11 protein-coding genes and 2 pseudogenes are annotated in these 14,000 nt (G+C 67.8%); 4 read left to right on the forward strand and 9 right to left on the reverse strand.

What is annotated here, in order from left to right:
• Positions 1-126 precede the first annotated feature (126 nt).
• A pseudogene (locus tag ACLB9X_RS32910) lies at positions 127-579 on the forward strand (IS5 family transposase); the annotation flags it as partial.
• 9 nt (positions 580-588) lie between these two features.
• On the opposite strand, the gene ACLB9X_RS32915 reads toward ACLB9X_RS32910, so the two are convergent.
• The 9 genes from ACLB9X_RS32915 to ACLB9X_RS32955 form a co-directional block, all read right to left on the reverse strand.
• Positions 589-1,575: a hypothetical protein gene (locus ACLB9X_RS32915; RefSeq protein WP_410364096.1), complete on the reverse strand. Its 987-nt coding sequence runs from the start codon at positions 1,573-1,575 to the stop codon at positions 589-591.
• Positions 1,572-1,961 carry a hypothetical protein gene (locus ACLB9X_RS32920; RefSeq protein WP_410364097.1) on the reverse strand — a complete coding sequence of 130 codons (390 nt, stop codon included), beginning with the start codon at positions 1,959-1,961 and terminating at the stop codon, positions 1,572-1,574. The genes ACLB9X_RS32915 and ACLB9X_RS32920 overlap by 4 nt, the downstream gene beginning before the upstream one ends.
• Positions 1,962-2,664: 703 nt before the next feature.
• Positions 2,665-4,647, reverse strand: coding sequence for an ABC transporter ATP-binding protein (locus ACLB9X_RS32925; RefSeq protein ID WP_410364098.1), 1,983 nt, complete (start codon positions 4,645-4,647; stop codon positions 2,665-2,667).
• A gap of 68 nt (positions 4,648-4,715) precedes the next feature.
• On the reverse strand, positions 4,716-5,423 hold the full coding sequence (locus tag ACLB9X_RS32930) for a lasso peptide biosynthesis B2 protein (protein WP_410364099.1): 708 nt from the start codon (positions 5,421-5,423) through the stop codon (positions 4,716-4,718).
• Complete coding sequence (locus ACLB9X_RS32935; protein WP_410364100.1) at positions 5,420-7,303, reverse strand: asparagine synthase-related protein; 1,884 nt, start codon at positions 7,301-7,303, stop codon at positions 5,420-5,422. The genes ACLB9X_RS32930 and ACLB9X_RS32935 overlap by 4 nt, the downstream gene beginning before the upstream one ends.
• A gap of 84 nt (positions 7,304-7,387) precedes the next feature.
• A complete protein-coding gene (locus ACLB9X_RS32940) occupies positions 7,388-7,549 on the reverse strand; it encodes a hypothetical protein (RefSeq protein ID WP_410364101.1) in 162 nt (53 codons plus the stop codon).
• A gap of 71 nt (positions 7,550-7,620) precedes the next feature.
• Complete coding sequence (locus ACLB9X_RS32945; protein WP_410364102.1) at positions 7,621-7,782, reverse strand: lasso RiPP family leader peptide-containing protein; 162 nt, start codon at positions 7,780-7,782, stop codon at positions 7,621-7,623.
• A gap of 224 nt (positions 7,783-8,006) precedes the next feature.
• Positions 8,007-9,200, reverse strand: a complete 1,194-nt coding sequence (locus ACLB9X_RS32950; protein ID WP_410364103.1) for a M20 family metallopeptidase — start codon at positions 9,198-9,200, stop codon at positions 8,007-8,009.
• 14 nt (positions 9,201-9,214) lie between these two features.
• Positions 9,215-9,982: an XRE family transcriptional regulator gene (locus tag ACLB9X_RS32955; RefSeq protein WP_410364104.1), complete on the reverse strand. Its 768-nt coding sequence runs from the start codon at positions 9,980-9,982 to the stop codon at positions 9,215-9,217.
• An 86-nt stretch (positions 9,983-10,068) separates the two neighbouring features.
• Between ACLB9X_RS32955 and ACLB9X_RS32960 the strand changes: the two genes are divergently transcribed.
• The 3 genes and pseudogenes from ACLB9X_RS32960 (at position 10,069) to ACLB9X_RS32970 (ending at position 13,912) form a co-directional block, all read left to right on the forward strand.
• On the forward strand, positions 10,069-10,347 hold the full coding sequence (locus ACLB9X_RS32960; RefSeq protein WP_410364105.1) for a helix-turn-helix domain-containing protein: 279 nt from the start codon (positions 10,069-10,071) through the stop codon (positions 10,345-10,347).
• A gap of 1,071 nt (positions 10,348-11,418) precedes the next feature.
• Positions 11,419-11,642 (forward strand): annotated as a pseudogene (locus ACLB9X_RS32965) (helix-turn-helix domain-containing protein); the annotation flags it as partial.
• A gap of 758 nt (positions 11,643-12,400) precedes the next feature.
• Positions 12,401-13,912 (forward strand): S8 family serine peptidase, encoded by a 1,512-nt coding sequence (locus tag ACLB9X_RS32970; RefSeq protein WP_410364106.1) that lies wholly within the window; start codon positions 12,401-12,403, stop codon positions 13,910-13,912.
• Positions 13,913-14,000 lie beyond the last annotated feature (88 nt).

Genomic DNA, 14,000 nt, shown 5'->3' on the forward strand with positions numbered 1-14,000 from the left:
ACCCGACTCCACGGTGAGATAGGGCACGTCCCGCCCGCCGAATACGAAGCCAACCACTACCTGAGCGCCACGAAAGCCCAGGTCACAACCAACATCTGAGATCTCTACCGAACCCGGAACGGTTCACCGAGCCCCGTGGACCGAGGCAAAGCGGGTTCCAAGATGCACGTCCTGTCGGACGCGAACGGACTGCCCCTGGTCGTCGGCCTATCTGCCGCCAACACGCACGACAGCCTCGGACTGAAGCCCATGGTGGCCGGTCTCCAATCGAGACACGACCCCCACCGCGGCTGGCACTACAAGCCACGCAAACTCCACGCCGACAAGGCGTACGACATACCTGAACTGCGAAAATGGTTACGCGGCAAGCGCATCGCAGTCCGTATAGCCCGCAAGGGAATCGAGTCCAGCGAACGACTCGGCCGCCACAGATGGGTCATCGAACGCACCATGTCCTGGCTGACCGGATACCGCAGACTCAACCACCGCTACGAACGCCACCCCCGCAACTACCTGGCCTTTCTCGGCCTCGCCGCAGCTCTGTGCTGCTACAAACGGCTCGTCCGCCTCACCACATAGGACACGGTCTTAGTCCTCATACGGCTCTATTGCCACGATGACGACTCTCGCGCAAGTTACGGGTGCGCCTCCTACGAGTTCAAGGACGTTCCAAGTCACCTTCTCAAGGTCCCCTGTTTCCCAGTTCTTGATGATGGCCGTGACTTTTTCTCCAACTTGGATGTATTTAACAATTATTGCTATCGGTGCGATGAGTGCACTCGGAGCAAGGTCCTTGCCGCACTCCACTAGCTGAGACCCGATTTCCACACCCTTTTTCTCACTTTGGGGTACCTCAGCATCCGGTACGTAAATCGAATAGAAGGGAACTTGCTCCAACATGTACCCCTCAGGCTGTTCCTTGGGCTGTTCCTTGGGCTGTTCCTTGGGCTGTTCCTTGGGCTGTTCCTTGGGCTGTTCCTTGGGCTGTTCCTTGGGCTGTTCCTTGGGCTGTTCCTTGGGCTGTTCCTTGGGCTGTTCCTTAGGCTGTTCCTTAGGCTGTTCCTTAGGGTGTTCCTTAGGGTGTTCCTTAGGCTGTTCCTTCGGGTGTTCCTTGGGCTGTTCCTTCGGGTAGTGACGCAGCTCCTTCAGTTGCTTCAACAGCTGTTCCAGGGCCTTCTTCGCTTTGGCCTGTTCTTCGGGCGGTGTCTTGGGGTCGGTGACGATCTCCAGCGTGTCGGTCACCTGCCCCACGATCTCGGTGAGCTCGGCCTGTTCTTCGGGCGGTGTCTTGGGGTCGGTGACGATCTCCAGCGTGTCGGTCACCTGCCCCACGATCTCGGTGAGCTCGGCCTGTTCTTCGGGCGGTGTCTTGGGGTCGGTGACGAACTTCAGCGTGTCGGTCACCTGCCCCACGATCTTTGAAGTCTGCTTCCTTACTTCAGGTGGTGTCTTCGAGCCCTGGCTTTCCTCCAGGGCAGAGATCAGTTGCTGTCCGGTCTCCTTCAGCTCCGTGGGGACTTCCTGCTGGTCTGTAAGTTCCTCCACTTCCTTCTTCAGCTCCGGGGGTGGCTTCACCTCTTCCTGCTCTGCTGGTTCCTCCGGAGCTGGTGGTTCTTCCTGCTCTGCTGGTTCCTCCGGAGCTGGTGGTTCTTCCTGCTCTGCTGGTTCCTCCGGAGCTGGTGGTTCTTCCTGCTCTGCTGGTTCCTCCGGAGCCGGTGGTTCCTCCGGAGCCGGTGGTTCCTCCGGAGCCGGCGGTTCCTCCGGAGCCGGCGGTTCCTCCGGAGCCGGCGGTTCCTCCGGAGCCGGCGGTTGCTCGGGAGCTGGTGGTTCTTCGGGAGCCGGCGGTTCCTCCGGAGCTGGTGGTTCTTCCTGCTCTGCTGGTTCTTCGGGAGCTGGTGGTTGCTCCGGAGCTGGTGGTTCTTCGGGAGCTGGCGGTTCTGGTGTCTGTGCAGGCGCGGCAATCGAGGCTTTGCCTGGGGTCTCAGGGGCGGCCGCAGCGTTGGTGATGCCTGCCGGCAGTGCGAGAGCGAGGGACAGACTGGAGGCGCAAACAATGCGTGATACGTTCCGCCGGGCGGTTCTGGCCATGACGGTTCCAGAGGCGTTGGGGATGTGCTGATTTGAATGCGGGCCCATTCGGGACCGCCACTGCCCGCGACGGCCGGAACTCAGCTCGACGGCGCACAGGCTCTATGTGACCCACTCTTCACCCACTGCGGGGGGGCTGGCAAATGGCGCCCTGCGCCTCTTGGCGCAGCGACACGGCGCGGGGCTTTCCTGTCGTTCCCGCCCCATCTGTTTGCGGGTCCTGGGGAGGTTCGCCGTCGTGTGATTGCCAAGTCTCACGCGATCGACGGCGTACGCGATCGGTCAGGTCTGCCGCTGTCCAACAGCGCAGGTGGTTGGACCATTGCCGACCGAATGGCACCGGCCAGACCGGCCGGGGTCGTGCGTGAATGCCCTCTTCTTCGCACGGACAGTAAACGCGATCTTTCCCCGGTTTGCGGCCGCCTCTGCGACGATCGGGCGCAGCCGGGAGGCGCCGGCAGCGATGTGCTGCCTGCCGGCCTTAGAGGTCGTTTTGTTCCATTGTTTCATCCCGGAATCGGCTGTTTGGTCTGCGGTGTCGGGTCGCGAGCTGTTCGAGAGGAGGTTCGACGGTGATCAGGTTCGCTCGTAGTTGCTGGCCTGGAGTTTCCACATGGCGGCGTATTCGGAGTCGTCGGTGCTGAGCAGGGTGTGGTGGGTGCCTTGTTCGAGGATGCGGCCTTGGCCGAGGACGATGATGTGGTCGGCGTTGCGGGTGGATCCGAGGCGGTGGGTGATGAGGACGACGGTGCGGCCTTTGCTGAGGGTGCGGATGCGTTCGTACATGGCCTCTTCGGCACGGGGGTCGAGCGCGCTGGTGGGTTCGTCGCAGATGAGGAGGGCGGCGTCGGTGCGGTAGAAGGCGCGGGCGGCGGCGAGTCGTTGCCACTGGCCGGGTGAGAGGTCGCGTCCTCCCCACTGGGAGGGGGAGAGGTAGGTGTCGAGTCCGTCGGGGAGCTGGTCGATGACGGTGTCGGCTCCGGCGGCGTGGGTGGCGGCACGGATGGAGGCGTCGTCGCCGGGGCCTTGGCCGAGGGTGATGTTGTGGCGTGCGGAGGTCTGCCAGCGGGAGATGTCCTGGGGCAGCATGGCGAGGTGCTGCCAGACGGCTTCGGGTTCGGTGGTGGCGAGGTCGGTGTCGTCCCAGAAGACGGTGCCGCTGGTGGGCTGGTAGAGGCCGGCGAGGAGTTTGGCGAGGGTGGACTTCCCGGCGCCGTTGTGGCCGACGATCGCGAGGACCTGACCTCGATGCAGGGTGAGGTTGATGTCTTGGAGGGCGGGTTCGCTCGAGCCGGGGTAATGGAAGGCCAGGTTCTCGGCGCGAATGGTCGCGGGGTGGGCCGGTACGGGGGCCGGTGGCGCAGCGTCTGTGTCTGCGTCTGTGTCTGGCACGGTGGCCGTTCCTGTGCTGGTGCTGGTGCTGGTGAAGGTGTCCCAGTCGCTGAGGTAGAGGCCGACTTTGTAGGTGGTGTGCAGGCCGGTGACGAGGCCGGTGAGGAGATTGCGGCCGGTCAGGACGGCGATGAGCGCGGTGCCGGCGGCGGCCAGGGGCACGTTCCCGGTGGTGACGAGGGCGAGCAGGGCCGCGTAGACGAGGAGCATGCCGGTGCCGGAGACGGTGTCGCCGAGCAGCTGGTAGCGGGCAGTGCTGCGGCCGACGCGGGCGGCGTGGGCTTCGAGTCGGTGGGTGACGTCGGCGAACTCGGCCAGCAGCCAGGCGCGCATCGTGTTCGCACGGATGTCGAGCGCGGTGGGGCGGCCGGAGGCGTAGTACATGAGGGTGTGGCGCAGGCGGCGGTCGGTGAGGGTATGGCGTTCGGCGCGGTGGGCGGCGCGGGCGGCGGCGACGGCGGCGATACCGCGCGGGATCACGGCCAGGAGCAGCAGGGGGACGAGAGTGGGGTGGAGGGCGGCGAGGACTCCGGTGGCGGCGAGGATGCCGATGGTCGCGGCGGCGACGGAGGCGAGGGCGTCGATCATGAGATGGGCGTCTTTTGAGGCGCGGTTGGCGGCTTCGCTGTGGTCGCACCAGGTGGGGTCGTCGTAGGCGGCGAGCGGTGCGCGGGTGGCTGCCTCGAGGTAGGCCAGTTCGGCGCGGCCGTCGACCTTGGGTCCGAGGCGGGCGGTGATGGTGAGGGTTTTGGCGGAGGCGGCGGCACGGGCGATGGCGGCTGCGGTGATGGCGGCGAGCGCGGGCCAGGCGTCGTGGAGGCGGTCGGTGACCGGGCCGGTGGCGAACAGGTGCTGGAACGCTCCGCGGGTGGCGTAGAGGCCGGCGGCGGTCATGGCGCCGCAGGTGAGTTGGAGGGCTGCCATCCAGGCGACGGCACGGCGGTCGGCGTGCCAGGCGAGGCGCAGGACGAGGGCGGCCAGGGCGGGCAGGCGGCGGGCCATGGTCCAGGGTGGGTCGGTGAGGGCGTCGTCGTGGCGCTCGGCGCTGACGGTGTACTGCGGCAGTGCGTCGGGTTCTGTGTGGGTGCGAGTGGTGCGGCGCAGGATGCGGCGGGGCGTCGGGCGGGGGGCTCCGGACGTGATTTTTGAGTGGAGTGTGTCGGTCACGTCCGGAGCAACTGTTCACCCGTATGGGTGGTTGCGGTGGCGAGGGGTGGCGAATTTCAGTTCGAGCGTTAGATCTTCAGGACCGCCTCGTAGGGCCAGACCTCGTCTTCGGGTGCCTGGCCGATGATGTGGCCGTCGGCCTCGTTCCAGGCATGCGCGCCGTGGGGCAGGAACGTTGCTCCGAGGACGAAGTGCATCCGCTGTCCGGTCAAGGCTCCGGCAAGGAGGGTGGCGAGGGACTCCTCCAGGCACGCGGCGCGGCCGGGCCAGCCGCGGGCCGCCTGCCGGACGGCCGCGTGCAGGGCTTCTGCTCGGGTGAGGGATGCGGGCCTGCCGGGCATGCGGCGGGCGGTGCGGGCGAGAGTGAGGGTGAGGCGCAGCGGCAGGCAGCGCAGCAGAGTCAGGGCGAGCGCGAGGCCGGTGTGGGCGGCGAGCCGGGCCGGGAAGGTCGAGGGCTGGTGGCGTGCAACGCGGACGCGTGCCGGCCGGGGGCTGGGGTCGGCGACTGCGGCCGGTGTCAGCAGGCGCCTTTTGGTGAGGTCGTCGGCGACGCGGGTCAGGTCGGTCCGTACGGTCTGTGAGTCGGCTCCGCGTGCGGCCCAGCTCCGGGTCAGGGTGTCGATCGCATCCGCGGTCGGGGTGCCGGCAACGATGCGTTGCCAGAGTTCGGTGCTGATGGGGTCGAGGAAGCGCCATTGTCCGCGCCCGTGGCGGGTGTCGAGGAGTGCGGTTCCGTGCGCGGTGATGGCGCAGTACAGGCCGGTCGTGTGGGTCATGCGGGTATCTCCGTGGTCTCGGCGGCCGGTTGCCACCAGTGCTCGCGGCTGATCGTGAGGGTGGTGAGCCACAGTTCGGCGGCGATCAGGTAGTGCAGGGAGCCGAGCGGTGCCGTCTCGCCCCGCGCGGCCGCGGCAAGGGCGGCGAGGGCGGGCGTGGGGTCGATGAGTCCGGCTGCGGCAAGCCGGGAGCCGGTGATGACGGCGTTCAGGGTGGCGTGGTTGGCGCGGACGCCGAGGTGGAGGCTGGCGGTCATCGCGGTCTTGGTCCGACGTGTGAGCAGATGGCCGGGGACGGCGCCGGTGAGCGCGTGCCGGGCGAGGGGCTTGAAGTCGCCTGGTGCCCAGCGCTCCCAGCCGGGAACTGCAAGGCAGGCGTCCACCACCGGTGTATCCAGGTAGGGGGCGTGCATCGGAAGCTTCCACAGCTGGCGCGTGATCTGATCGTAGGTGGCCTGTTCCTCGGCCATGCGCTCCAGCGCGAGGCGTTCATGCGTCGCGCCGGGCAGGGCGTCCGGGTCGGCGGTGGCGGCGCGGGCGTCGATGAGGTCGGCCACCAGGCGGCGACCACCTGGGGCGAGCCAGTCGGCGGCGGGCAACGTACCGCACCAGGCGAGGAGCTGCGCGGGCTGCAGGAACGCCGCGCCCGACCGTGAGCCGGTTCGTCGCAGACGGGCGGCCAGGCGCTGAAGTGCGCGCGGCTGCGGGGTGCGGGCGGTGACCGCTGCCTGGGCAAGGCACGAGTGCAGTGGGGCGCGGCGAGCGCGGGCGAACGCGGCCAGTTGCTGGACCGCCCGGACCTTGTCACTGGTACGCAGTCGGTCGACAGCTGTGAGGGGGATGGAGTCGAGGCAGTTGTCCCCGCCGCGGCCGGTGAGGTGAAGTCCGGCATTGTGGGCACGAGCCGGGGCCAGTTGGGCGCGTTTGATCGCGAGCAGACCGACGCTCAGCGAGGGGCTGTCCGTGAGCGGCAGGGTGGCCGGGTCGGTGAGGCCGTCGAAGTGTCGTACCTTCTCACGGCTGCCGTTGATCTCGAGGTGGGTGATCGACGGGTACTCGGCTGCGACGGCGCGGGCGTAGCGGACGTCGTCCTGGTCGGCCATCTGAGCGTCGGTGTAGGTGACGGCCAGGAGCGGATGGCGGGCAGCGGCAAGCGAGGCAATGCAGCTGCTGTCGATGCCGCCGGACAGGTCCGCGGACACGGCACCCGGGTGGCCGGCGCAGCGACGGTGCACGGCCGTCGTCAGTCGCGGGCCGAGGAGTTCCCCGGTCTGCTCAAGCGTCGCCGTGCGGCTCGGTGCGGGGACCGGTTCGGTCCGTGGCGGGCGGCCGGGTTCCAGGACGAGCGCGGATCCGGGCGGGACACGGTGGACTCCGAGGAAGCTGCTCGCCCGCTTTAGGGGATCGACGCCCTGCACGCTGATTGCCGTGAGCAGCGGTACCAGGTCCGGCTCGGCTCCACGGTAGGCGGCGAGGGCGAGTTGCGAGGTCGACCACAACACGTGGTTGCCGTCCGTGGTCCAGTAGACGACGTGCACCCCGGCCCGGTCGCCGACGATGTGCACCGTGCGGTGGTGCCGCACGACGGCGAGATAGGAGCCGGGCAGCCGTGTCGCGTGGGCCCACGTACCGCGCTCGGCCGCGTCGCGGGCCTCGCGCAGCTCGGCATCGGTGGCCAGACAGGTGCCGGCGGCGAGGACTTCGGCGTTCCCGCCCCGGGCAGGGCTGTGGGCGACCTCGCCCGGCCGGTATCCGGCCGCCCAGAGCGGCGGCCCGTCGAACGGCAGTCGGATGGCGCCGCGGGGCTGCAGACCGGACAGCTGCCCTGCTTCGACACCGGCAGGGCCTGGCGGGGAGAACGCTCCGACCATGAAACGCATGAATTCCTCCTTTGAGTCGGGTCCGGAACGCACGGCGGGCACGACCCCCCTGGAGAAGGGGAGCCGTGCCCGCGGCGATGCCGGTTACCAGTTGCTGTAGTACTGGGTGTCGTCGGCGTTGTTGCCACCCGCGTGGCCGAGGGTGACCTTCGTGACCGTGCCGAGGTCGCTCACGCCCGGCGTGACGTAGGCGGCCTCGGGGGCTGCCGACTGCTGCTCATCGGTGGTGGTGACGGTGACCTGCATGCTGGTTCTGCCTCTCGCAGAGAAGGGATGAGACGGTGAGCTGAACGACGATGCCCGAAGCGGGCGGGTGGTCAGATGAAGTACTGGGTGTCGTCCACGCGGTCGACGCCCGCGTGGCCCAGGGTGACCTCGGTGACGGAACCCAGGTCGCTCACAGCCGGTGCGACGTACACACCGGCCTCGGTCTCGGCCTCGAAGGCGATCCGGTGATCGTGTCCGTGTTCGTGGTGCATGACAGCCTTCCGAAATATCGGCCGTGCGCGCCAGGCCCTTGCGCAGGTGGCAGGCGGCCACCTGACGGGTCCGGCCGGCTCGGCCATGACGGCCTCCCCGCCATCCTTCGGTGGGGAGGTGGTGCTGCCTCTACTTCACCGGATTCGAAGTCCTGTTCCCAGAGACGGAGTTGGGGACTTCTTGGTACCGCTCCTGGGAGAAGACTGGGACAGGCTGGTGCGTCTCAGCCCTGTTTCAGCAGCTCGAATACCGCGTGCTGGTAGGCGGCGTAGACCTGGGGAAGGTCAGCGAGATGGGCCCGCTCGTCGATGCCGTGCAGGCCCTCGTAGCGCACGCCAAATCCGGCGGTGGCCGCGATGCCTTCGCCGGCAAGCAGGTTGCCGATGTTCGACGGACCCGCGACCTTCGCCCGGGGCCTGATGCCGACAACACGGGCGGCGTTCAGGAGCGCGGCGGCCGGCTGCTCGTCCTCGGCCAACTGGAAATGCGGCCAGGAGGCGACCGGCGTCACCTGGGTCGGCGTGGGGGCAGGCAGATGGGCATCGAGCTCGGCAACCGCCTTTCGCACCAGCGTCTCTGCGTCGTGCGCGTCGAACGCCGGAACCGTGCGCACGTCCACGTTCACGTCACAGCGGTCAGGGGTGACCGAGAAGCCCTCGCCGCCGTGGATGGAGGTGACCGACAGCTTCGGCGGCAGAGGGAACCCCGACGCCGCCTCCGTGCCGGGTAGTTCGGCGGCATCCAGCAGACGTACGAGGTGCGCGGCGCGGGAGATCGCGCCGACGACGGTGCGGCTCGATCCGGAGTGGCCGGAGAGCGCGTGGACGGTGAGTGTGGCTCGCCACAGGCCCCGGCCGCCGACGACGACATCGTCCAGCCCGGGGTAACCGATCATGACGCCTGCAGGACGGTGGGCGTGCGGATCGGCAAGGTAGGCACGGGCGCCTCCGAAGCCGCCGGTGTGCTCGTCGACGTCGAGCAGTACGGCAAGACCGCCGCGCAGGTCCGCGGCGCGCGGCATCAGGTCGGCAGCGATGTGGCAGAACGCTGCGGCAGCGAGTTTGGAGTCCGCCGCGCCGCGCCCCAGCAGCCATCCGTCCCGCACCTCCCCCGCCGTGGGTGGGAACGACCAGGCCTCCTGGTCACCGTAGGGGGCTGTGTCCAGGCAGGCGTCGAGGGCCCACCACCGTCCTGGCAGGCCGCCTGGGATCTCCACCAGCAGACCCACCAGTTCCCCGCTTGCTTCATGCAGCCGCCGGTGGGGAACAGTGTGAGCAGCGAGCCACCCCTCCAGCACCTCCAGGACCGGCCCATAGACGTCGATCCCTCCCCGACTCGGGCAGCGGATCAGCTCCTGAGCAAGACTGATCACGGATCCGGTGCGGGCCTGGGCCGCCTGCAGAAGGTTCTGACTCACGCTTCTCCCCTAGGTCAGTTGAGTCGGCGCGGCAGGGCGCGCACGGCGTCGATCGTCTCGACCGGGCGCGCTGATGCACACGCCTCACGGCCGTGGCGGACCAGCCCGACGGCTGCCTCTCTGCTGAGCAGGGCGCCGCAGTCGAAACCGTCGGCCCCGTGGAAGGAAGGCAGGGGCACCACAGCGGCGGTCTCGGAAGCGACAAAGAACCGCTCCGGCGCCCCGGCCCTGTCCACCATGCCGATGTGCAGGGTCTTTACCCCATTGCGCCGCTCGCACGGATCGCGCAGCTCCAGCAGACGCACCAGATGATCGCTCAGTGCCTGGTGACGCGGCGGCCCGTACAGCACTCGATAGTGAATGAGATCTGCCTGCTGGACGACGGCCGTCTCGATCGCCGCGAGGTACGTCTGCTCTCGGCTGCGGGAGCCGGTGACGACGAGCTGCTCCCGCGCGCCGGCGACGACCTCCACCATCGCGTCGATCAGGTCGGTCCAGCGCGTGAGCACCTTGATGACAGCGTCGGCCGGCGCTAATCCGACGAGGCCGGCCGGGGCACCGTCCTGGTGAGCGAACAGCACGTCACTGCGCTCGCGGTACAGCTGGCACAGCCCGGCCCGGTTGCGTTTACCGGTACGCCTGCGCCCGGATTCCCAGGCACTCATCACACTCGCATCCGCGGAACCGCCGGTGATGGCGTTCAGCCGGTCGGCCGCCTCGTCCAGCGTCCAGTTCCTCGCTAACCGGGCCCGCCTGAGCGCCGATTCCTCACCACCTGACATGCCACCACCCCTTCCCATGGTGCGATTAAGCTACACAGCAATGTTGCTTATAAGCAACACTGCCGGGTGTGCGCTACCGTGTGGCCATGTCCAACACGCCTGCTGCACCGGTCAACACCACGGTGCTGGCCCGACGCCAAGCCTTTGGACGGCGTCTCCTGGCCCTGCGCATGAAGGCTGACCTCTCCCAGGCCCAACTGGCGCAGGCAGCGGGCCTGAACCGAGCCTTTTACGTGGGAGTCGAGGGCGGCAAACGCAACGTGTCGCTCGACAAGGTCTTCACCCTCGCCGACGCGCTCCATGTCGACGTCGCCGAACTCTTCCACCATTCCGACGACCAGACCGAGACCCCATCGCCCCGATGACCGGATGCACCTTGTCACTCCTGGCGGCAGTCATCGCTGCGCATGAGATGGCGGATCCCGTCGGGTAAGGCTGGGAAGGTCGCTTCAAGAGCGTTTTGTCCTGGTGGGAGTGTTTGGTTCGGGTTCATGTGTCGCGCCAGTTCGGGGTGTATTCCCGGGTTAGTCGTCGGCTTATGAGGTCGATCATCGCGACGTGGATTATGGCTAGCAGCCCTCGCCAGCGGCGTTGTGCGGGGTGTCCAGCTCCGGGCGTCGCCGATGCCGTACACGAGGGCGAGGATGAAGCGCAGCAGCATGAACGGCGCGGAGCAACTCCACAGGGCGGCTGGCAAGACAGTCTCGGATACGTTGTGCGAGCCTGGCCCAGGTCCGCGGTGCCCATCTCCTCGAAGCCGATGCCGCCGCGGACCCCTGATCCGGTCAGCAAGCTACGGAACTGGCGGCAGCCTCGTACGGTGCTGGTGATCTCAGCGGAACTGCGGCGCGCGCACGTCACCGAAGTCCAGCACCCTCTGCAGCTCGTACCGCGCGCGATCCGCCGTCAGCCGCGCTTCAGCCACGACGTCTCCTCGCTCTGCGACGAGCTCGGCGTAGATGGGCGCGTCTTGCCGGTCTGCGGGACTCACGTCGACAGGTCCTTCCCTGGATGGCATGCCGATCCGGCGGCGGCCGGAAGCAGGGGGCCGAGTGTACGAGGTCGTCTGCCTCGGCGTCGTCGTGCCCCAGGGAGCGTCAGTCACCTTGCCCCAAGGACAGTTTCGCGCCAGCCGCTTTGGGTCGTTGCTCCGGTCGAACGGTTTCGAAGGTGGAGGCCGGGGACATCGTCCTCGCCCGTGTCGCCGGGACGGTCTACTTGCACTTGGTGTCGTCTGTGGACCCCGCCAGGATGCGGGTGCAGATCAGCCATAACCGTGGCCGCGTCAACGGCTGGACCAGCCACGATCGTGTCTTTGGTATCTGTGTGGCAGTCGACGGCCCGGTCAGCAGTCGTGGGCAAGACCCTCGCAGCCGATTCCAGCGACTCCTTCTGAACACCGTGCTCCAGCGGCATCGGGCCGCCAAGCAATGCGGATGGCAGAACGAGTGCGCGTCCGTGAGATCGATGGCGACGAGGGCCAGCGCCTGTTGCGGATCATCCGCAGAGGCACGGGGTCGGTGGTGACCTGGCGGAGGGCACAGATGGTGCTGCTCTACGCGCAGGGCATGCCCGCAACGAGGATCGCCGAGGTGACGTTCACCAGTGGTGACCGGGTCCGCGACGTGATCCACAACTTCAACGCCGACAGTCTTCGACGCGCCACGTCGCCGGCGCCCCGCGGGCAGCCGCAGCAGCAAGCCGCAGCCTCACGGGCCGCCCCAGCTCCGCGATACCCACGAGCCGACGCCCAGGCCCGGCGCCCAGCGTCCGAATGCCCAGCGCCGCATCGAAGGCCGGAGCGATGACACGCGCGAACTCCGAGGCCCGCTTCCTGCCTGGACTCAACCGGTCGTCGCAACACCGGCTTCCTGAGCTGAGTGGGAGCCACTTGGGCAACGAGATTGAGAGCCACGTTGCTCCACCCGTGGCAGGGAAGGACAGAACCGGAGTTCATGATCGGCAACGAGAATGAGAGCCACCCCTATCGTGTGACGTGCGCCGACGCTTGGGCTGAGCCGGGGTGTCCGAGGTAGTGCTGTGGGTGTGAGGCGATAGCTTTATGGTCCCCAGGCCCGGCTGGTTCGCGTCCCGTGGTTCAAAAGGGCGTGGTTCCGTGGGCGCTGGTGAATGCGTTGCCGATCTAGGTGGGCGGAGCAGCCGTTGCCTCCTTGCGCCCTTCGGCTCCTGCTCGCTGCCGCGGCACGTCTCTCTCTCAGTTACGGCAGGACTGCACGACCCCCGGTCCGGATCAGTGCAGGCTCGGCCACCGGGGTGGGGTGATCCGCTTCGCCGGTGTGGGACGCCAGACATACAGCGGAAGCGTCGTACCTTCCCAATCTCAAGCAACTGGCAAGGTTTCGTGCTGGGGTGACGGGAGATCGGATGCTTACCTGGCGGACTGGACGGTCAGCACGCGTGGCGGGCACGCTGGCCACACTGGTGGTGTGCACGCTGATCTCCGCCCTGGTGCCGGGATCGGCTCAGGCGGCTGACGTGCCGCCCGTAAGACGGTGGATCGTGGTGCTGAAGAACTCCGTCACCGACCCGGGCACCCTCGCCAGAGCGCACGCGGCCCCTTACCGGGCGAAGGTGGGGCACGTCTACGACGTGGCCGCCGGCGTGCAGGCCCTCAAGGGCTACACCATCGAGGCGACCCCTGAGCAGATCGCTGCCATCCGCCGCGACCCGCGGGTCCACTTCGTCGAACCCGACCGGGTGGGCCGACTGCCGAAGCCGCCCAAGAGCGGGACCACCGCCACTGGGCACAGGCCTCCCCGCCGGAACGGGAGGAGCGGCGTGCCGTTCGCTGGCGACCCGCTGCGCGCCGAGCAATGGGGTCTGTTCCGCATCGGTGCGTCCACCGAGACCAGGGTGCCCGCCCCGCCGCGGGTCAGCGTGGCAAATCTGGACACCGGTGTGGACCTTGGCCACCCCGACCTGCGGGTGGCCGGAGCGATCAACTTCTCTGACGACGCCACCGTGTTGGACCGCAACGGTCACGGCACTCATGTGGCCGGGATTATCCAGGCACCGAACAACGGCATCGGCGTCGTGGGCGCGGCCCAGGGCGTCAAGCTGTGGTCGGTCAAGATCATCGGCGAAGATCATGGCGCCACGATCTCTAATCTTGCGGCAGGCCTGCTCTGGGTGGCCCGCAACGCGAAGGCAAAGAACATCCGGATCGCCAACATCGAGTTCGTCACCCCTAATGACCACCCGGTGCTGCACCAGGCCGTCAAGGTGGCGGCCGCAGCCGGGGTCATCCTTGTCGCTGCGGCAGGGAACGACGGCATCACCCAACGGAATTACCCGGCCGCCTACCCCGAGGTCCTCGGTGTCGCCGCCATCGACCAGGACAACCAGCGGGCAGGATTCTCCAGCTACGGCGCGGACTGGGTGGAGATCGCCGCCCCGGGCGTCGGCATCTGGTCGACCGGACCCACCTACCCGAATGACTTGTTCCTCCACCCCTACGACGTGCTGTCCGGAACCAGCATGGCCGCGCCGTTCGTCGCGGGAACCATCGCGCTGTGCCTGAACTCCGGCGACTGCAAAGGCGACTACCGACGCGTCTTCGACCGGATCGGGCGCGACTCCCTGCCCATCCCCGGTACCGGCACCGAGTACCGGTACGGCCTGGTCCAGGCCACCTGCTACTGGCAGAACATTCCGAGATGCCAAACCGCTGCCGGCCGCGGGAAAGTCATCTCCAAGAAGCCTGTGAACGTGCGCAAGCAGCCCACTACCCGCTCCGCCGTAGTCGGCACCCTCCGCCCCGGCCAGACCATCACGATCGACTGCAAATCCAAAGGCCAGTCGGTCAAGGGCAACAACATCTGGTACCAACTCGGCCAGAACCTCCGCGGCTGGGCTGCCGCACGCTACGTGAAGAACCTCGACTCCATCCCCTACTGCACCGCCACGTGACCCCACGGCTCGTGCAGTGGGCACTGGCGCAGCGCCCGCTCGGTGGGCGGACGAGGGCTTGACGGTCATCTCAGAGGGCGGTATGAGA

The sequence above is a fragment of the Streptomyces sp. 5K101 genome (assembly GCF_046506645.1).
Classification (GTDB): Bacteria; Actinomycetota; Actinomycetes; order Streptomycetales; family Streptomycetaceae; genus Streptomyces.